Origin of the sequence: Mitsuaria sp. WAJ17 (assembly GCF_014174515.1) — a bacterium.
Classification (GTDB): Bacteria; Pseudomonadota; Gammaproteobacteria; order Burkholderiales; family Burkholderiaceae_C; genus Roseateles_B.
This window is the reverse complement of sequence record NZ_JACJUG010000004.1, coordinates 118,667-137,169: the sequence shown is the minus strand read 5'-3', so window position 1 is coordinate 137,169 and position 18,503 is coordinate 118,667. Positions and strand designations below refer to the sequence as shown.

15 protein-coding genes are annotated in these 18,503 nt (G+C 70.1%); 13 read left to right on the top strand and 2 right to left on the bottom strand.

Translation table 11 applies throughout. From position 1 onward, the window contains the following. Positions 1-128: 128 nt before the first annotated feature. Positions 129-659, bottom strand: a complete 531-nt coding sequence (soxR, locus tag H5407_RS04970; protein WP_183103324.1) for a redox-sensitive transcriptional activator SoxR — start codon at positions 657-659, stop codon at positions 129-131. 107 nt (positions 660-766) lie between these two features. Between soxR and H5407_RS04965 the strand changes: the two genes are divergently transcribed. The 13 genes from H5407_RS04965 to H5407_RS04905 all read left to right on the top strand — a co-directional run bounded on the left by H5407_RS04965 (position 767) and on the right by H5407_RS04905 (position 17,048). Then, positions 767-1,924, top strand: a complete 1,158-nt coding sequence (locus H5407_RS04965) for a questin oxidase family protein (protein ID WP_183103323.1) — start codon at positions 767-769, stop codon at positions 1,922-1,924. A gap of 98 nt (positions 1,925-2,022) precedes the next feature. Further along, positions 2,023-3,000: a LysR family transcriptional regulator gene (locus tag H5407_RS04960; protein ID WP_183103322.1), complete on the top strand. Its 978-nt coding sequence runs from the start codon at positions 2,023-2,025 to the stop codon at positions 2,998-3,000. A 159-nt stretch (positions 3,001-3,159) separates the two neighbouring features. Next, positions 3,160-3,633, top strand: a complete 474-nt coding sequence (locus H5407_RS04955) for a (2Fe-2S)-binding protein (RefSeq protein WP_183103321.1) — start codon at positions 3,160-3,162, stop codon at positions 3,631-3,633. Positions 3,634-3,644: 11 nt separating this feature from the next. Continuing rightward, positions 3,645-5,906, top strand: a complete 2,262-nt coding sequence (locus H5407_RS04950; RefSeq protein WP_183103320.1) for a xanthine dehydrogenase family protein molybdopterin-binding subunit — start codon at positions 3,645-3,647, stop codon at positions 5,904-5,906. A gap of 13 nt (positions 5,907-5,919) precedes the next feature. Next, positions 5,920-6,966, top strand: coding sequence for an XdhC family protein (locus H5407_RS04945; RefSeq protein WP_183103319.1), 1,047 nt, complete (start codon positions 5,920-5,922; stop codon positions 6,964-6,966). Further along, positions 6,954-7,601 carry an NTP transferase domain-containing protein gene (locus H5407_RS04940; RefSeq protein ID WP_183103318.1) on the top strand — a complete coding sequence of 216 codons (648 nt, stop codon included), beginning with the start codon at positions 6,954-6,956 and terminating at the stop codon, positions 7,599-7,601. Before H5407_RS04945 ends, H5407_RS04940 begins: the two co-directional genes overlap by 13 nt. Before the next feature lie 178 nt (positions 7,602-7,779). Then, on the top strand, positions 7,780-8,415 hold the full coding sequence (locus H5407_RS04935) for a hypothetical protein (protein WP_183103317.1): 636 nt from the start codon (positions 7,780-7,782) through the stop codon (positions 8,413-8,415). A 121-nt stretch (positions 8,416-8,536) separates the two neighbouring features. After that, the gene (locus H5407_RS04930) at positions 8,537-9,154 is read left to right on the top strand and encodes a hypothetical protein (RefSeq protein ID WP_183103316.1); all 618 of its coding nucleotides are present in this window, start codon (positions 8,537-8,539) and stop codon (positions 9,152-9,154) included. 63 nt (positions 9,155-9,217) lie between these two features. After that, positions 9,218-12,127 carry a hypothetical protein gene (locus H5407_RS04925; RefSeq protein WP_255501077.1) on the top strand — a complete coding sequence of 970 codons (2,910 nt, stop codon included), beginning with the start codon at positions 9,218-9,220 and terminating at the stop codon, positions 12,125-12,127. Further along, positions 12,124-12,723 carry a phage tail protein gene (locus H5407_RS04920; RefSeq protein ID WP_183103315.1) on the top strand — a complete coding sequence of 200 codons (600 nt, stop codon included), beginning with the start codon at positions 12,124-12,126 and terminating at the stop codon, positions 12,721-12,723. The genes H5407_RS04925 and H5407_RS04920 overlap by 4 nt, the downstream gene beginning before the upstream one ends. Before the next feature lie 27 nt (positions 12,724-12,750). Further along, the gene (locus H5407_RS04915) at positions 12,751-14,100 is read left to right on the top strand and encodes a hypothetical protein (RefSeq protein WP_183103314.1); all 1,350 of its coding nucleotides are present in this window, start codon (positions 12,751-12,753) and stop codon (positions 14,098-14,100) included. Positions 14,101-14,125: 25 nt separating this feature from the next. Next, positions 14,126-16,540 carry a glycosyltransferase gene (locus H5407_RS04910; RefSeq protein ID WP_255501068.1) on the top strand — a complete coding sequence of 805 codons (2,415 nt, stop codon included), beginning with the start codon at positions 14,126-14,128 and terminating at the stop codon, positions 16,538-16,540. Positions 16,541-16,616: 76 nt separating this feature from the next. Beyond that, entirely contained in the window at positions 16,617-17,048 is a 432-nt protein-coding gene (locus H5407_RS04905; protein WP_183103313.1) for a protein rhiC, read from the top strand. A gap of 14 nt (positions 17,049-17,062) precedes the next feature. On the opposite strand, the gene H5407_RS04900 is transcribed toward H5407_RS04905, so the two are convergent. Then, the gene (locus H5407_RS04900; RefSeq protein ID WP_183103312.1) at positions 17,063-18,493 is read right to left on the bottom strand and encodes a serine/threonine-protein kinase; all 1,431 of its coding nucleotides are present in this window, start codon (positions 18,491-18,493) and stop codon (positions 17,063-17,065) included. Between the last annotated feature and the right edge of the window lie 10 nt (positions 18,494-18,503).

The following is an 18,503-nucleotide window of genomic DNA, read 5'->3' as shown; positions in this document are numbered from 1 at the left end:
TCCCGGCTGCCTGGCGTCTTCATGGCAGGGCCGGCAAGACCTGACCCCGAAATGCCAGCGAACCGGCCGGCCCGGCCGGCTCGGCCGCAAGGATAGGCGGGCCTGGCGCTGCTGTCATCAGGGCGGCATCAGCCCGCCTGGCCCCGCCCACCTGCGGCGGCCAGGTCGGTTTCCGCCGCTTCTGCCGCTTCTGCCAGCACCTCGCCGGACCGGTCCCCCATCCAGTAGCGCGCCCCCGCGCCGCGCCGAGCGGCCGCGTCCTGCGGGTTGTAGAGCTTGCACTTGCTGAGCGAGAGGCATCCGCAACCGATGCAGGAGGCGAGGGTGTCCTGCAACTGCTGCAGCTCCGCGATGCGCGCCGCCAGCAGGGGCTGCCAGGCGCGCGAGAGGCGTTCCCAGTCGCGCGCATTGGGTGTGCGGGCGTCCGGCAGGCTGGCCAGCGCGGCGCGGATCTGGTCCAGGCTCAGGCCCACCTGCTGCGCAGCGCGGATGAAGGCCACGCGACGCAGGTCGCTGCGCGCGAACTGACGGCGGCCCGAGGCGCTGCGGTGGCTCGTCAGCAGGCCCTGCTCCTCGTAGAAGCGCAGGGCGCTGGCGGCGACGCCGGCACGGCGGGCGAAGTCACCGATGGGCAGCAGGGCGGAGGAGGCAGCGCTCATGGCAGTTCCTGGAAGAGGGAGTGAGGATGAAATGAGTGCTTGACTTCAAGTTAACTTGAACTTGCAGTATCCGCCCATCGTGCCGTGAAGCAATGAGGAGAACGACGATGGACGATGTGCTGAACCATGCATTCCAGAACTGGGCGCAGCGCCTGGGCGACGACTTGGCTGCAGGATCCCCCCTGCCGAGCCGGGCGGCAGGGCCCAAGGCCGGGTCCCAGGGCTTGCTCCACCGGGGCCTGGACGAGGCGCTGGCCTTCGGGCCAGCCTTCGACGGCGCCATGAGCAACCACTTGCCAATGGCCTTGCATGCCGCCTGGGAGATGGGGGCGGACGCCCCGCGCCTGCAGGCGCTGCTCGAGCATGAGCGCCCCAAGCTGGCGCTCGCTGGGCCCGCCACGCAAGCGCAGCAGGCCTCGGCCCTGCGCGCGGTCCAGCGGCGGATGGCGGGTACCGCGGGGGCGGATGAGTGGCTGCAGCGTCGCGGCCAGCCTGAGGACTTCCCCTGGCTGCAGGCCTACTTCGCGGCCCTGCTGGCCCGCCAGCCTGCCGCCCAAGTGCTGGGCTCGCACCTGGAGGGCCTGCTGCGCTCGCCGCATGCCTTCGCCTTCCACGGCCTGATCCGTACGGCGCATGCCTGGGAGAGCGCCCATCCCGGCGAGCTGGCCGCCGCCCTGGCCACCTGGGCCGCCTGGTGGGAACTGCTGCCGTCCGGCAATGTGGGCGGGGCCGCGATGGCGCCCGCCGACTGGACGCAGGCCCTGCGCAGCCACACGAAGGACTGGCGCAGCGAGCTGCCCATGATCATCTACCGCATGCGCAGCGCCAGCGAAACGCCGCTCTACGCCGGCCTGGCCGAGCGCCTGGCACCGGCCTCGGGCCTTGGGCAGCGGCGCGAGCAGCTGCTGGAAGTGGCCCGCGAGGCCTATCTGCACAGCCGCAACTTCACGGTGCTTCACCTGATCACGGGCCTGCGCGCGCTGCGGGTGCTGCGGCCCCTGCTGCCGGCCTCGGTGGACCAGCAGCCCCTGGTCGCCGCCTTGGATCGCGCGACCGTGGCCGGCTGGATGGCCGGCCGCCTGCAATGGCAGGACGCGCTGCCGGCGTTCGCGGAAGAGGCCTGGCCGGCCTTGCACCGCGCCGCCCTGGCCCAGGACGACGAGCACGTGATCAAGGGTGTGCATGCCTGCTGGCAGGAGGACACGCGGGCGCCGGATCCCCGCTGGCGCCAGGTGGCGCAGCGCATGCTGGAAGGGCGGGCCTGAGGGGCAGGCGCTGCCCGTGGGGGCCGACATTGGCAAGTCCGGCTTGATAATCTGTGCCCAGCCGTCTTGATCCAACTTCAGTCGGAGGCGTCCGCCCCATGTCCCAGAGCGAGCTGCGCAACCTCAAACTCTTCGTCAAGACCGCCGAGCTGGGCAGCCTGCGCCGCGCCGCCGCCGCCGAGGGCATCAGCCCGCAGGCGGCCAGCCAGGCCCTGGCCCAGTTGGAGCAGAAGCTGGGCGCGCGGCTCTTTCACCGCACCACGCGCAATATGTCGCTGACGGACGAGGGGCGGCTCTTCATGGACGCCGCCCTGCCGGCCCTGCAGGGGCTGGAGCGCGCCTTCCAGGTGGTGCGCCAGGCAAGGGACGAGGTGGCCGGCCCGCTGCGCATCGTGGGGCCGCGCTCCAGTTTCCAGCCCGTCATCGGGGCCCTGGTGGACGAGTTCTGCCGCCGCCATCCTGACGCCCAGCCCGATGTGCAGCTGGACGACCGCATCGGCAACTGGGTCGAGGACCGGGTGGACGTGGGCTTTCGAGTGGGCTCCGCGCCGGCGGACGGCGTCATCGCCCGCAGGCTATTCGCCCTGCAGCTGATCCTCTGCGCCGCTCCGGCCTACCTGAAGCGCCACGGCGCGCCCTCGACCCTCGCGGAGCTGGCCGGGCACCGCTGCAGCGGCTTCCGCCACCCCTCTACCGGGCGCCTGCTGCCCTGGCATGTCAAGGTGGACGGCAACACGGTGGAGCAGGAGGTCCTGCCCGCCTTCTGTACCAACGAGGAGGGGCTGGAGATGGAGGCTGTCCTGGCGGGGCGCGTGATCGGCCAGCTCAGCGGCATCATGGCGGCCGCCCATCTGCGTGCGGGCCGGCTCGTGCCCGTGCTGGCGGCGCACACGGCGGACCAGTACGGCCTGCACATCTACTGGGGCAGCCGCGTGGCTCAGCCGGCGCGGGTGCGGGCCTTCATCGATCTCGCCATCGAGCGCCTGAGCGGCAACAGCGACTACGTGCTCGGCGAGCAGGAACTGGCACGCCTGGAGCTCCAGGGCCGGCGTCAGCACCTCCGGCCTATCGCTTGATTGGCAAGCTTTTCTTGACAGTGCAGCAAGTGCGGCTGGGCTATCCGTGGCGCAGGGAAGGGCCTACATTCAGCGGCTGACACGTCCGCCCATCCGCCTTGCGCGCCGCAGTACGGATTCCGGTGACCCCCTTTCTTCCAACCGCGGAGACCCGAAGTCATGCCCCAGCTCCTCGTCAACGGCCGCGAGCACCAGCTCGACATCGACCCCAGCACCCCGGTCCTCTGGGCCCTGCGTGACAGCCTGGGCCTGTGCGGCAGCAAGTTCGGCTGCGGCGCCGCGCTGTGCGGCGCCTGTACCGTGCATGTGGATGGCCAGGGCGTGCGCGCCTGCGTGACGCCCGTTTCCGCCGTCGAAGGCAAGCCAGTCACCACCATCGAGGCCGTCACAGCTGGCGGTGACCGCGTGGGCAGCGCCGTGCATGCCGCGTGGGTCAAGCACGACGTGGCCCAGTGCGGCTATTGCCAGAGCGGCCAGATCATGACCGCTACCGCCTTCCTCAAGAGCCTGCCCAAGGGCAAGCAGCCCACGGCCGCCGAGATCGACTCCGCCATGGCCGGCAACATCTGCCGCTGCGGCACCTATGCCCGTATCCGCGCCGCCGTGGCCGAAGCCGCCCGCACCCTGGCCTGAAGGAGACCGCCATGCTGAACCGCCACCTGTCTCCTGAACTTGGCGCCACCCTGGCCGCCGAGATGCCCCGCGCCCTGCGGCACATCCTGGCGCGCGAGCCTGGCGCGGAGGCGCCGTCGGCGCTGAGCCGCCGCGGCTTCCTCAAGATCACCGGCGGCACCGGCTTCGCGCTGGGCTTTGCGCCCCTGGCTGCCGCGGCCTCCGACGCCCCCGCCGCCGGCCTCAAGCCCTTCCAGCAGCCGGTGTCCTTCCTGCGCATCGCGCCGGACGGCCTGGTCACCGTGCTGGTCAACCGCCTGGAGTTCGGCCAGGGTGTGCACACGGCCCTGCCCATGATCCTGGCCGAGGAGCTGGACGCCGACTGGTCCCGCGTTCAGGCCGAGCTGGGCAGCAATGCCCCGGCCTTTGTGGACCCCGCCTTCGGTCTGCACATGACCGGCGGTTCCAACAGCATCAAGAACAGCTTCATGCAGTACCGCGAGCTGGGCGCCCGCGCCCGCGCCATGCTGATGGGGGCGGCCGCGGCGCGCTGGAACGTGGGCGTGGCCACGCTGCGCACCGAGCAGGGCCAGGTCATCGCCGCCGACGGACGCCGGGCCGGCTACGGCGAGCTGGCCGAAGCCGCCATGGCCCAGCCGGTGCCGGAGCAGGTCACGCTCAAGAACCCCAAGGACTTCCGCCTGATCGGCAAGCCCATGGACCGCCTGGACAGCAAGGCCAAGAGCAGTGGCAAGCAGGACTTCGGCATCGACGTGCGCCTGCCCGGCCAGCTGACGGCTGTGATCGCGCGCCCACCGGTCTTCGGTGCCAAGCCCCGCTCGGTGGACGATGCCGCTGCCCGTGCCGTGCGCGGCGTCAAGGCCGTGCTGCGCGTGCCCCTGGACCGCGGCGCCGAAGGTGTGGCGGTGATCGCCGAGGGCTACTGGCCCGCCAAGCAGGGCCGCGACGCCCTGAAGATCGACTGGGACACCTCGACCGTCGAGAAGGTCGATAGCGCCAGGCAACTGGCCCAGTATCGCCAGCTCGCCCGCCAGGACGGCCCCGAGCACTTCAAGGCCGACATGGCGCCCCTGGCCAAGGCCCCGCACAAAATCCAGGCTGAGTTCCACTTCCCCTACCTGGCCCATGCTCCCATGGAGCCGCTGAACTGCACGGTGCAGTGGCGGCCCGACGGCGCCACGCTGTGGGTGGGCACCCAGTTCCCCGGCGTGGACGGCATGGCCGCGGCCAAGGTGCTGGGCCTCAAGCCCGCGCAAGTGGCCGTCCAGGTGCAGATGGCCGGGGGCGGTTTCGGTCGACGTGCCGTGGCCACCAGCGACTTCGTCTGCGAGGCCTGTGCCGTGGCCAAGGCAGCGCGCGCCGCCGGCATCGAGGCCCCCGTCAAGACCCAGTGGAGCCGCGAGGACGACATCCACGGCGGCTACTACCGCCCCATGCACCTGCACCAGGCCCACCTGGGCTTTGACAAGCAGGGGAATGTGCTGGCCTGGGACCACGTCATCGTGGGCCAGTCCATCGTTTCCGGCACCCTGTTTGAAGGCTTCATGGTCAAGAACGGCATCGATCAGACGGCCGTCGAGGGCATGAAGGACCCCTATCCCTTCCCGATGCGCCTGCGCGTCCACCATCCCAAGCTCAATGTGCCGGTGCTGTGGTGGCGCAGCGTGGGCTCCACTCACACGGCCTTCGTGATGGAGACCCTGATCGACGAGATCGCCCGTGCCACAAAGCAGGACCCTGTGGCCTACCGCCTCAAGATGTTCGGCGACAAGCACCCGCGCCACCGCGCCGCGCTGGAGCTCGCAGTGGCCCAGAGCGGCTATGGCAGACGCAAGCTGCCGGCGGGCCGGGCCTTCGGCGTGGCGGTCCACGAGTCCTTCGACACCGTGGTGGCCTATGTGGTCGAGGCCTCGGTGAAGAAGGGCCAGGCGGTGCTGCACCAGGTCACGGCCGGCGTGCATTGCAATCTGGCGGTGAACCCGCGCACCATCGAGGCCCAGGTGCAGGGCGCCGCGCTGATGGGCCTTGGCATGTGCCTGCCCGGTGCGGCGATCACGCTGAAGGACGGCGTGGTGGAGCAGGGCAACTTCGGCGACTACGCGGTGCCGCGCATCACCGACATGCCGGCGATCGCCGTGCACATCGTGCCCAGCGCCGAGCCGCCCACCGGCATGGGCGAGCCGGGCCTGCCGCCGCTGGCGCCGGCCTTTGCCAATGCCGTCGCCAGGGTGACCGGCAAGCCGCAGCGCCAGCTGCCCTTCAAGCTCTCTTGAACCGAGTCGCGTGATGGAAGACCTGGACACCCTGGTGCTGCGCACCGCCGACGGCTGGCAGGCGGCGGGTCAGCCCGCGCTGCTGGTGACGGTGGCCCGCACCTGGGGCTCCTCGCCGCGGCCGCCGGGCTCGCTGATGGCCATCAACGGCCGGGGCGAGACCGTGGGCTCGGTCTCGGGCGGCTGCATTGAGGACGACCTCATCCTGCGCATCCGCGAGCAGGGCATCGAAGCGGTCTGCGCCGAGCGGCGGCCCGCGGTGCTGCGCTACGGCATTTCGGCGGATCAGGCCCACCGCTTCGGCCTGCCCTGCGGCGGCACGGTGGAACTGGTGCTGGAGCCGCTGCAGGCGTGCAGCCAGGTGACCGAGCTCCTGGCCGCCTGCGCCGCGCGGCGAAGCACCGAGCGCTGCCTAGATGTGCGCAGCGGCGCCGTGACCCTGCGGCCGGGCCGTGCCGACGGCGTGCCGCGCTGGGACGGCGAGATTCTGGTCAACCACTTCGGGCCGCGAGCCCGGCTGGTGCTGATCGGCGCGGGCGATCTCTCGCGTTTCATGTCGGAGATGGCGCTGAGCCTGGGCTTCGAGGTCATGGTCTGCGACCCGCGGCCGGAGCAGCGCGCCAGTTGGGCCCTGCCCGGCGTGCACCTCAGCCATGAGATGCCGGACGACCTCATCCAGCACCTGCGGCCCGACGCACGCACCGCCGTCGTCGCCCTGACCCACGACCCCAAGCTGGACGACCTGGCCCTGATCGACGCCCTGCAGTCCCAGGCCTTCTACGTGGGAGCCATCGGTTCGCGCCGCAATGCCCAGCAGCGTCGCCAGCGCCTGCAGGAACACTTCGCCCTCAGCCCCGCCCAGATGGAGGCCTTGCGCAGCCCGGCGGGGCTCTACATCGGCAGCAAGACGCCGGCCGAGATCGCCCTGTCCATCATGGCCGAGATCGTCGCCTGCAAGAACGGCATCGCCCTGCCGGCCCAGGTGCAAGTGGCTGAGGCCAAGGGGCAGGAGGAGGCAGCCAGCCGCCTGCCGCAGGACGCCCTGGCGTGCGGCCGCTGAGTGACGAGTCGGCCCCCGGCGCCGTCATCCTGGCCGCGGGCCTGGGGCGGCGCCTGGGGGGGCGGCCCAAGGCCGCCCTGCACATCGGCGAGCAGAGCCTGCTGGAGCGCCTGGCTGGGGTGCTGCGCGAGGCCGGCGTGAGCCAGCCGCGCGTGGTGCTGGGGCCGTATCGCGAGATCCTGCTGCCCCTGGCCCTGCGTGCCGGCCTGGACCCCCTGCTGCATGAGCAGGACGATCCCTCGCTGGTCGATTCGCAGCGCCTCGCCGTGCAGGTCCATCATCGACTGCAGCCGGAGCGGCCGCTGTGGCTGCTGCTGGGGGATCTGACGGCGCTGAGCGTCGAGGATCTGCGGCGTCTGAAGGAGGCCTGGCGCAATCGGGCCCCCGACGTTCAGGCCTTGCTGCCAGCCGTAGCGGGACAGCGTGGCCACCCGGTGATCCTAGGGCCGCAGGCGGTGGATGCCATCGACGAGCAGCCCGCCAACCTCGGCGTACGCCACTGGCTGTCCGCACATGAGGATCGCGTGCATTTCGAGGCGCTGCCCGGCCCGGGGCCGGTGCAGGACCTCGACACCGAGGCGGACTTGCTGGCCCTTCGCGCCGCGCATCACCCCACGCCGGTGGATTGGCGCTAGGCCCCCGATGAGCGGCCCCGCCGCGGGCCTTCATGACTGAGCAGTGCCCCTCGGCGGCCTCCCATCTGTGCGCAAGCTCGGCGGGCCAGGAGCAGTGTCCTGGATCGGCGCGGGTAATGGCCTGTAATGTCCGTGGCCACGACGAATACCTAGAGTTCATCCCATCAGCGGAGAACTCATGGATACCCAGCTCAACTTCATCAACCGATCGCTCGCAGGCCACACCGCCGAGATCGTGCTCTTTCAGAAGAACCTGGCGCTGGACATGAGCGCGCTCGACGTGGCGTGGAAGGTCATCCGCTACTGCGGGCGCGATTGCTCCCACCCCGTGGTCTTTTCGCAGAACTTCGAAGTGTCGGTGCAGGACCGATGGGGCAACTTCACACCGCGCCTGGCGGCCGAGCCCGGCCGATCTTTCGAGTTGGTCCGGGGGCCCGTGGGTGGACGGTTGCTGCGCCACTGTCGCCGCGAGGCGGCCGCCACCCATGCCGCCAACGGGGTGATCGAGGTGCTCAATGCCCAGAGCCAGGGCGCCGTGGACGTCTGCCTGTACCGAGGGGGGGTGCTCCTCGGGTGCAAGACCTCGGTCGTCCCGGGACAGAAGGCGGTCTTCCGGTATCCGCCGAGTCTCTGGATCGCCGTGGCCTCCGAGATCACCGCGGGCCAGGCCTTCCAGTCGGCCGTGCTGTCGGAACAGGCGGTGGAGCTGTCCCTGATGGGGGTCGCCCGTGCCGACCTCGTCATGACCGGCGGCGGGGCCGGCCCTGCTGCCGGCCCCTACGAATTCAGTTTGGAAAACGTGGTCGCCTGGTAGCGATCCGTGCCTCAAGGAGTTCGCTGCCGGGCCGCGATCAAGTGCGGTAGCGGCGGCTGACATGCGGTGCGCCTCTTGCGCATCTACTCACTCTCGTCGTTATCAAAATTAGGAGCCTATCGTGGCAGTCAATCTCAATTTCATCAATCAATCCAACGACCTCAACAACTCGCAGATCGTCATCTTCCAGAAGAACGTGGCAACGGACTTCGACGAACTGTCGGTGGCCTGGAAGGTCATCAAGTATTGCGGCCAAGGCGACAACCACCCCTTCACCTTCCCCATGGGCCTGAGCGTCGGGTCCTCCGACAGCTACGGCAACTACACGCCGCAAATCAAGGCGCAGAACGGCGAGCTGTACAAGATGGCCCTGACCGCTTCGGGCAACCAGCTGGTGGCCGGCGGCCCGGGCACCAGCCCCAAGGAAGTGCAGGTGCTCAACGGCCTGCCCAAGGGCGCCATCACCGCCAGCTGCTACAAGGACGGCCGCCTGCTGGCCACCAAGACCTCCATCGCGCCGCAGCAGAAGGCGGTGTTCCAGTTCAAGCCCACCATCTGGATCGGCGTGGTCTCGCAAGTCGAGCAGGGCGAGGTGATGAACTCCGCCATCATCTCCAGCGTCAATACCGAGATCTCGCTGCTGGGCATCGCCAGCGCGGACATCGTCATGACTGGCGGCGGCCCCGGCCCGAACTCGCAGCCCTTTGCCTTCAACCTCGACAACGTCGTGATGGCTTGATCGCGCCATCGACCCGCGCCAGCCGGCGCGGGTCGGCGTGGTAAGGGAGGCCCTGTGAACGAGATGGTCCACGAGACATGGCGAGGGCTGGACGGCAGACTGGTGTTCGACTGCCAGGTCAACCGCGAGCCAGGCGATGGGGTGCCGACGGTGGTGTCCATCCAGAGCAGGGCCTTCCCCCGCGAGGAGCATCAGATCTTCGTCACCGCCCAGGCCTGCGTGTTCAAGGTTCGCTTCAGCGGCGGATGCCATGCACGGGGCTGGATCCGCCAGCAGACGCCCATCCACATCGACGACGTGCTGTGCACGGCGCTGTTTGCCGACATGCACTACGGCAGCGGTCCGGACGACGAACACCACTTCGAGGGTGTGATGGTGGCCGTGCCCGTCCACGCTTCGCCCTCTCCACCGCTGCCGCCCGTGCCTCCTCAGCCTCCCTGGCCGCCCGCCCCGCTGCCGACCCCGCCGCTGGCCCCTGAGCCGGCCGGCGCGCCGTCCTTCCTGGGCGGCAGCAGCCAGGAGCTGTTCCCCTATGTCTACGTGCGTCGCTGGCCGCAGATGTCGGCGCAGGACGCCCTGTGGAACTTCATGGCCTATGCGCCCAGCAGCCCGCCCGCGAGCGCCTTCTATGGCGATCTCATCCAGGCACTGACGCAAGGGCGCGAGGCAGCGCAAGACCTGGCCCTGGCCTTCGTGGACGGCGAGCCACCCTATGCCGGCGAATTCCTGTCTTCGCTGGACCTGCTGGGCAGCCCCGTGCAGGACTACCCGGCCCTGCAGGAGCGCCTGTGGCACACCGAGCTGCCACCGGAGGCCTGGGCGCTGGCGCTGCAGGCGGAGGTCTCGGCGCTGCTTCAGCGCTGGGACCTGGCTCCGGACTACCTCCGATCGCCGGCCTACGCCCTGTCCCTGGACCGTGTTTGGCAGAGCTATTTCGCCCTGGTGATCCTGCTGGGCGACCTGCCGGCCCTTCTGGAGTCGCTGGTGCGCTGCCTTCTGGTCGCGCATGCCGTCGATCGCGTCCTGGCAGGGGGGCAGTCTGGCAGCCCGCCGGAGTCCGCCCCGCCGCTGGACCGCGCGCAGCAGCTCTCCCTGCTCAATGCCAGCGTGGCGCTGCCGGCCGCGGTCTTTCCGCTGCCGCCTGCCCCAGTGCTGCCGTCATCACCGCCCCAGGACGCCTCCGGCTGGATCGAGCCCTATGCCATCGGCGAGCTGCAGCGGGTGCGCCAGCGGCTGATCCGCTACCAGGCGGGCGAGGTCGCGCGCATCGAGCAGGTGATGCGGGGCGAGCGGCGCGAGCTCGTCAGCCGCCAGACGCATCGCCAGATCGAGGAGAGTCGCCAGGGCAGCAACGAGCAGCAGCTGCTGGGCAATGCGGCAGAGGAGGGCCGCAGCAGCTTGCAGGAGCAGGTCCGCCAGGCGGTGGCCGAGGCCAGCGTCACCCAGCAGTACAACAACTTCACCAGCAGCTACGGCCCGCCGACGCAGGCCACGCTCGACGGCAGCTGGACGCAGTCGGTGCAACCGGGCAGCACGCCCGGCGTGGACGACGCCGTGCGATTCGCCAGGGAGATCCTCAGCCGCACGGTGCATCGCATCCAGCGCAGCGTGAGCCTGCTGCGATCCAGCAGCCGCATGAGCCAGAGCGAAGACACGGTCAGCAGCGTGCTGGACAACACCCAGGGGGCCGGGCCGCTGCGAGCGGTCTACCGCTGGGTCAACAAGGTCTACGAAGCGTGCGTGGTCAACGAAGGGCAACGCCTGATGATCGAATGCATGGTCAGCCGGCCTGCGGCGGGCTACCTGCTGGCGGAGGCAGCGCTGAACGGCATGGACGACCTGCGCCCGGTGCCACCCCGCTGCCTGGGAATCCACAGCTTCGAGGACGTGGACCGTCACAACTACGCCCGGCTGGCCGCCCGCTACGGGGTCACTGAGATGCCGGTTCCGCCGGCTGCCCTGCGCACGGCCGGCGCCTCGCTTCGAGGCGGGCAGCAGACGCTGGTGGCCCTGCCGGAGGGCTACCGTGCCGTCCGCGCCTCGGTGCGCTGCCTGGGAGCTTCCTTGCCGACCGTGGTCGTGGGCTGCCGAGCCTTCCCGCCCGGCGGTCCCAGCCAGGCTGCCATGGCCGAGGAGGACGGCAGCGTGCCGGTGGTCGTGGGCGAGGCCGATCAGCTGGCATCGCCGCCGGCCGACGAGTCGGTCCAGGTCCAGGTGATCGTGGAGATCGCCTGCGAGCCAGGTGCGCCGCTGATGGACGCCTGGCGCATGGCCGTGTACGCGCGGCTGATGGCCGGCTACCAGGCGCAGCTCGAGGCCTATCGCCGGCGCACGGGCAGCGGGCCGCTCCCCGGGCCTCGCTCACCCCTTGCGTGCCGCCTGATCGAGCAGCGGGAGGTCAAGCGTGCCTGCCTTCGCCTGCTGCTGGACCGCATGCAGCAGCTGACGGGCGGGGAGTGGGCCAGTCCCGACGGCTCGCCACCCTCGGTGATGCAGGTCAACGAGCCCCGCTATGTGCAGTTCCTGGACGAGGCCCTGGAGTGGGGGGAGATGAGCTACACCTTCCACGACTCGCCCCGGCCCTGCAGTGCCGACCCGGCGGAGCTGCCGCTGGACGACGAGGACGCGCAGTTCGCCGCCTTCCTGCAGGCTGGGCAGGCCCGCGTCCTTTTGCCCGTGCGGCCGCACCGCGTGATGGCCTTCCTCTACTTCTGCTCCAGCGGCATGGTCTGGCTGGGCTCCGATCGCCTGGTCCCGGCCGACCCGGCCGACCTGCCGCTGGTCAACGACCTCAAGCATGGGGCCCTGCAGCGCCCACCCCAGCGGCGGGTGGGCCCGGCGTGGGAGGTGCTGGTGCCGACCTCCCTGCAGTGGCTCGAGGAAGGCGAGGACTGGCGTGCACCGGCGGGTGACGCCAGCGCGTCACCCGCGCCACCGCTGCTGTCCACCGAATCCTCAAGGGGCCAACCATGATGCCGCTGCATCGGCCCCCCTTCTTCGCGCCGGTCGGCTTCGGCGAAGTGCCGGTCGGCGCTGTCATTCCCTTCGCGGGCTCGCTGGACCGGCAGGACCACGGCACCTCGCCCATCGAGGCTTGGGGCTGGATGTTCTGTGATGGGCGAGTGCTGGCCATCGCGCAGTACCCGGAGCTCTTCGCGGCGCTGGGCTTTGTCTACGGCGGGAGCGGCCGCGAGTTCAAGATCCCCGACTACCGAGGCTACTTCCTGCGGGGCGCGGCCGCGGGCTCGTCCGTCGATCCGGACGCGGATCAGCGCCAGCCGCCCGAGGGCGGGCAGGGCGAAGCCCAGGGCGTCGGGTCCATCCAGTCGTTCGCCCTCCAGACGCACGAGCACATCTACAGCAGCGCGCCAGCGCCGGCGACCCCCTCCAACACCGGGCAGGCCGCGGGCGCACCCAGCGCCACGGCCACGCTGACGACGGGAGGGCCGACCAGCAGTCTGCAGCCGCCGGGCACGGTCAAGGTCAGTGCGAGCGAGACCCGGCCGGTGAACGTGTACGTGAACTACCTCATCAAGTTCACCTACGGCTTGCAGCGGCTACATCGCTGATTTCGACACTTACATCAGGAGCTTCCCATGGCATACACGCAGGTTCAATTCATCGCCTATGTGCTGGACACCGCGCCGCAACTCAATCCGGACGGCAGCGAGACCTACCTCGGGCTGTCGATGCCCGCGCTCGATGTCGATGCCCGCTGCGCGCTGATGCTGCGGGCCATGGACACGGCGTTCTCGCTCCTGCCGCAGGCCTCGCCCCCGGAGGCCGCCGGCACGACGCTGAGGGTCTTCATGGCCCCGGAGTTCTTCTTCCGCGGACCAACCGGTGCTTACGAGATGGACGAGGTCCAGCGCGTCATCCAGCAGCTGCAGGCGAGTGCCAGCGCGGCCCAGTGGGACGACTGGGTGTTCGTCTTCGGCACCATCGTGGGCAGTTCGCTGCCGGCGGGGCAGACGTCCGGGACACCCCAGCGCGAGATCTACAACTTCAGCCTGGTGCAGCAGGGCGGCGTGGCCGGGCAGGGCGATACCGGGGCGCGCGTGGTGATGAAGGAGCTGAAGTCCGGCATCGACTTCGTGAGCAGTACGCCCGTGCCGGGCGGGCTGCTGCTGGGGCAGGTCGATCCGCTGGCGCCCGCCCGCGTCTCGGGGCCGGGCCGCGAGCAGCAGCAGATCAACTACGACGGTGCGGGCATCTTCCAGCTGCAGGGCGTCACCTGGGCCCTGGACATCTGCCTCGACCACTTGGGCACGGTGCAACGGCTGCAGCGCTCGCCGCAGCTGCCGGGCGATGCGATGGTGCAGCTGCAGCTGGTGCCCTCATGCGGCATGAGCCTGCAGCCGGCCAGCATCGTCTGCGAATACGGTGGCTGGGCCTTCAACTGCGACGGCTACCGCGACACCCGGCATGCCACGGCGGCTCAATGGCAGCCGCCGCTGGCGACGGTCGCCCAGCAGGCCAGTGCGCCCGTGCCTGACGCCGACCTGGTGGTCACCGGGCAGACGGTACCGATCGACAGCCTTTATGCCTCGGGTGCAGGAGAGATCCAGGTCTATCCGGCCCAGGCCATGCCGCCTGCACAGACGGTGGCCGGCAGCACGGTCCGCCTTGTCTGGCGTGCCAGCGACGACTGGACCTTCACCTTCTTGCTGGTCTACGGACCCTCGGGTCAGTTCACGAACGTGCTGTGCGAGATCACCAGCCGCACCCTGGACTTCATGGGCAACCAGTACTTCCTCCCGCTCGTCCTGCTGACCCAGGACAGCCTGGGACGGCCGGTCCAGATCCGCATGGAGCTGGGCAATGGCAGCAGCCCCTTCGCCGGGGCGGTGTGGTGCCGTATCGATGTGCCCGGCTTCCAGTTCCAGGGTAACGCGGTGGAGTTTCCCGGGGCGACGTCGGGGCCTGCCGCCGAGACCGTCTGGTGAAAGTGAATGCCCAGGGGAGATCGGGATGGCGGAGCAAGGTCGGGTCCTGCTGGGCGTGCTGGTTCACTCGCCGGAGCAGGACGTGCAGGGCACCCTGCGTGCCGTGCATGAGGGCACTGCCACACCATGTCGCCTGTGCCTTCTGGCGGCGCCGCGGGCTGCGTCGCAGGTCGCCCCCTTGCAGCGGCAGCTTGACATCTGTCCGGGTGTGCTCCAGCTGTGGGTCGCGCCGGGGGCGGGCGATGCGGCGGCGTTCAATCGTCTGATCGGGGAACCGGCAGACGTCTACGTTCTGCTGGAGGCGGGGGCCCTGCCTGCGCCGGGTTGGCTGGCGCGGCTGCTCGAGGCCCTCGACGGCGATCCGGCGATTGGGCTGGCCGGACCTTCGACCAACTGGGGCTGGAACGAGCAGGCCGGCCCCTCGCGCGCCGCCGCCAGTACCGACGCCCGCCCCGCGCCACAGGCATGGGCGGCGCCAGCATCGCTCTCTCTTTACCGACGAGCCCGCCGTGCACCGCAGCCGGTGGTGGGCGCGATGCCATCGGTGCGCCTGCCGGCACTGCGCGCCGGCGAAGACAGGCCGGGCGAGCCTGCACCGGCGGTCGTGTCACTGGCGCCGCTGCACAGCCTGTCCGACTTCTGCTATGCCGTCCGGCGCGAGGTGGTGCAAGCCGTGGGCGCGGCGGACGAGGGCTACGGCACCGGACCCTGCTGGGAGATGGACTACAACATCCGTGCGGCGCGGGCCGGCTTTGCCGGCGTGTGGGTGCCGGCCGCCTATGTGCACCGAGCTCCCATGACGGCCGACCGTCAGCGGCGCGAGTCCGAGGGCCTTGAGCGCAGCAAGCAGCGCTACCAGGACCGATTCTGCGCATTGCGCGCGCCAGGCGGGCCGATGGGGGCGCCGCAGGCAGGCACTGCGGCCCCCTACCACGCGCATTGCGTGGGGGACCGCTGCGACCACTTTGCCCGCCCGGCGCTGATGCCGGCTGCGATGCCGCTCGCCGGATCCGGTGGCGCCCAGCGGCGTGTGGCGCCGCTGGGCGCCACCCCGCTGGTCAGCTGCATCATGCCCACCCGGGGGCGAGCCCGCTACGTGGCGCAGTCGATCGCCTACTTCTGCCGGCAGGACTGGCCGCGCCGCGAGCTTCTCATCATTTACGAGGACGAGCAGGACCTGCCGCCCGCGCATGAGCTGCAGGACGCCCGCATCCGCTGCCTGCGTGTCCCTTTGGGCAGCAGCATCGGGGCCAAGCGCAACGAGGCCGTGCGCCAGGCTCGCGGCGAGGTGGTGGCCCACTGGGACGACGACGACTGGTATGCCGATGGGCGCCTGAGCCGCCAGGTGGCCCCCCTGCTGCAGGGACTTGCCGACATCACCGGCCTGAACGACCTCCTCTTCATGGCCCTGGCTTCCGGCGAGTGGTGGCAGGCCAGTCAGGCGCTGTTCAGGCGCCTGTTCGTGGAGAACGTGAGCGGCGGCACCCTGGTCTATTGGCGTCGACTGTGGTTGCACCACGGTCGCTATCCCCCGACGTCGCTGCGCGAGGACGCCGATTTCATGGAACAGGTCATGGCTGCCGGGGCTCGCCTGTGCCGGCTGCCCGGCCGCGAGCTGTGCGTGTATGTCCGCCACCCAGGTAACACCTGGAAGTTCAGGGCCGGCAGCTATCTGCAGGAGAGCGAGTGGTCGCGGGTGGCGGCGCCGTCCTGCATGGCGCAGGACCTGCCCTTCTACTTTGCGCCCACTGCCGCGAAGGCGGAGCCGCAGTGGCAGCCGCTCGTGAGCTGCATCATGCCTACCGCCAACCGGCGTGACTTCGTGCCCCAGGCCATCCGCGACTTCCTGGCGCAGCAGTACCCGCACCGAGAGTTGCTCATCGTGGACGACGGCACCGATCCCGTGGAAGACCTCGTGCCATCGCGCCCGGACATCCGCTACATCCGCCTGGAGCAGCGTCGCAGCGTCGGCGCCAAGCGCAACATCGCCTGCGAACTCGCGCATGGCGAGCTGATCGCCCACTGGGACGACGACGACTGGCGCTCGCCCGCCTGGCTGTCGTCCCAGGTCCAGCTGCTGACACGCAGCGGGGCTGATCTCTGTGGTCTGGACCGCGTCTATTTCTGGCGCCCGGAAAGCGCCGAGGCCTGGCAGTACCGCTGGGACGGCCGCACCCACTGGGTTTGTGGTGGCACGTTGTGCTATCGGCGGTCCTACTGGCGGTCCACGCCGTTTCCCGATCTGGACATCGGCGAAGACAACGCCATCGTGTGGAAGGCGTCCGCCGCGCAGGTGGCCGTCAACCCGGCGGTGGAACTCTATGTGGCGCGCGTGCATCCCGGGAACTCCAGCGCCAAGGCCACCCAGGGATCTCGGTGGCATCCCTGCTCGTATGCCTGGGTACAGGGTCTGGTGTCGGTGCCGCGTCATGAGGCGTAATGGCGCAAGTCAGCGCCATTCCCTACGCTGGCCTGGCCCGGTCTTCGGGTGACTCTGACCCATTCAAGGAGAAATCATGCGCCATTCCATCCTCTCTTTTCTGACGCCCGTCTTCGCACTGCTGATGTGTGCCGGTGCCGCACAGGCGGACGGCGCCAAGCCAGTGAACAGCGGCCCCGTGGTACGCGGCGTGGACCTTGGCCCCAGGCCTGCCACGGCAAATCCGGGTGACCCGACCGGAAAGACCTGCGACTTCAGCAAGGAGGACGTCAACCCGGCAGGGCAGATGACTGGTGCCAGCGTGAACTGCAGTCCGGATGGCACCGTTGCGCCGTTGGTGGTGAACCTGCCGACGCGCTTCACGGCCTATTGCGTGGTCCGGAGCGCGCCGGTCAAGAGCGCACGCCTGCTTCAGGCGCCCCTGCCCAGCAATGCCACGCACTGCGATCTGTCCGGCATCACGCCCAAGGACGCGACGCAGCAGTTCGGCGGCGCAGTCTGGCGCTGAGAAGCGGGGCGGCGTCAGCGCCGCTCCAGCCGGCAGGCTTGCAGGCCCTGGACCTCTACGGCCTGCACGCCCGAGCTGGTCGCCAGGTGTCGGCAGTCCTGCGCCGGCAGCAGCACGGCGCCATGGGGCGCCTTGCCTGCCAGGAGCAGGGCCTGGTTGAGGGCGAGTCGCCAGGCTTGGTCTGGTGCGAGGTCTTGGTCCACGACGCAGACGGCGCTGCCCAGGTGCAGTTCCAGGCGCTGGGCGGAGGCCATGAGGTGTCCGCGTCGGACCGCGGCCGTGGCCAGGGTCAGCATGGCATCGATCGCGCGTGCCATGCTGGATTCCGGGCCCGTGCCGCCGCTCATGTGGAAGAGGCAGCGGTCACCCAGCGTGCCGGCGGGCTCGGCTCCGCCGCGGCGCAGGAGACTCTCGCACCAGTGCAGAAGTTCGCTGCGCTGGCTGTTGAGGGTGCCGAGATCCCAGTCGCCCGCCGGTGCCCTGATCTGCAGGTGCGCGCACAGGGCCACCTGCCGTCGGGCGGCCGTCTGCTGCGGCGCGTCGGTCGGGGTTTGCGTCGGGGCCGCGAACGCTCGGCCGGGCCGGGTCCGCAGGCGCCTCGTGCTGCCGGGCGCCATGGGCAGCTTGAGCAAGTCGCGGTAGAGCCTCGCGGCATCGTGGCTGCGGTGGGCGCAGTCCTTTTCCAGCGTGCGCCCCAGCAGGGCTCCGAGTGGGTGCCGCGCCAGGGCCGCCGGCAGTACCACCGGGGCATTGCCAAGCTGCCAGCGGCGCGCTTCCTCAGCGCTCATGCCCTCGAGCACGGGACGCCCCAGCAGGCATTCGGCGAACACCAGACCCCAGGCGTAGAGATCCGCCGCGGGCGATGGCGCCTGCCCGAGCAGACGCTCCGGTGCGCTGTAGGCCGGCGTGCCCTTGCGTGGCGGGGTGTGGTCCTTCGCCTGTCCGGCCGAGCCGAAGTCCAGCACCTTGGGATGAAGGCAGGCGCCGCTCGAGAACACCATGATGTTCTGAGGCTTGAGGTCGCCGTGTGAGATCCGTTGCCGATGCAGCCAGCTGAGCACGTCCAGCACGCGGCCCATCAGTGCAGCCGCCGTGGGCAGAGGCAGAGGGCCCCGGCGCCTCAGGTACTCGGACAGGGGCACTCCCGGGACATACTCGAAAACACAGAAGGGATGACCGCTGTCTGCGGTCCCGAGGTCCATCAGCCGGACGACATGCGGGTGATGCAGCGAGGCGCACAGCCGGGCCTCCCGGTGCAGTGCCTCGTGCAGGAGATCCGGCGGGCGCATGGGGGCGGCCATCGGCATGCTGCGCGGGAACTTGAGGGCCACATACTGCCCAGTGCTGGTCTGGCGAGCCTTGTAGACGGTGGCGGAGCCACCCCGCCCGAGGAATTCGAGCGACTCATAGCCGCTGACGCCTGAGGGCAGTGGGTCCGGATGCACCGAGAGCGGG

What these genes read in the sequence shown, in the direction of transcription:
- soxR (WP_183103324.1), bottom strand. Translation starts at nt 659, where the DNA reads ATGAGCGCTGCCTCCTCCGCCCTGCTGCCCATCGGTGACTTCGCCCGC.
- H5407_RS04965 (WP_183103323.1), top strand. Translation starts at nt 767, where the DNA reads ATGGACGATGTGCTGAACCATGCATTCCAGAACTGGGCGCAGCGCCTG.
- H5407_RS04960 (WP_183103322.1), top strand. Translation starts at nt 2,023, where the DNA reads ATGTCCCAGAGCGAGCTGCGCAACCTCAAACTCTTCGTCAAGACCGCC.
- H5407_RS04955 (WP_183103321.1), top strand. Translation starts at nt 3,160, where the DNA reads ATGCCCCAGCTCCTCGTCAACGGCCGCGAGCACCAGCTCGACATCGAC.
- H5407_RS04950 (WP_183103320.1), top strand. Translation starts at nt 3,645, where the DNA reads ATGCTGAACCGCCACCTGTCTCCTGAACTTGGCGCCACCCTGGCCGCC.
- H5407_RS04945 (WP_183103319.1), top strand. Translation starts at nt 5,920, where the DNA reads ATGGAAGACCTGGACACCCTGGTGCTGCGCACCGCCGACGGCTGGCAG.
- H5407_RS04935 (WP_183103317.1), top strand. Translation starts at nt 7,780, where the DNA reads ATGGATACCCAGCTCAACTTCATCAACCGATCGCTCGCAGGCCACACC.
- H5407_RS04925 (WP_255501077.1), top strand. Translation starts at nt 9,218, where the DNA reads ATGGTCCACGAGACATGGCGAGGGCTGGACGGCAGACTGGTGTTCGAC.
- H5407_RS04920 (WP_183103315.1), top strand. Translation starts at nt 12,124, where the DNA reads ATGATGCCGCTGCATCGGCCCCCCTTCTTCGCGCCGGTCGGCTTCGGC.
- H5407_RS04915 (WP_183103314.1), top strand. Translation starts at nt 12,751, where the DNA reads ATGGCATACACGCAGGTTCAATTCATCGCCTATGTGCTGGACACCGCG.
- H5407_RS04910 (WP_255501068.1), top strand. Translation starts at nt 14,126, where the DNA reads ATGGCGGAGCAAGGTCGGGTCCTGCTGGGCGTGCTGGTTCACTCGCCG.
- H5407_RS04905 (WP_183103313.1), top strand. Translation starts at nt 16,617, where the DNA reads ATGCGCCATTCCATCCTCTCTTTTCTGACGCCCGTCTTCGCACTGCTG.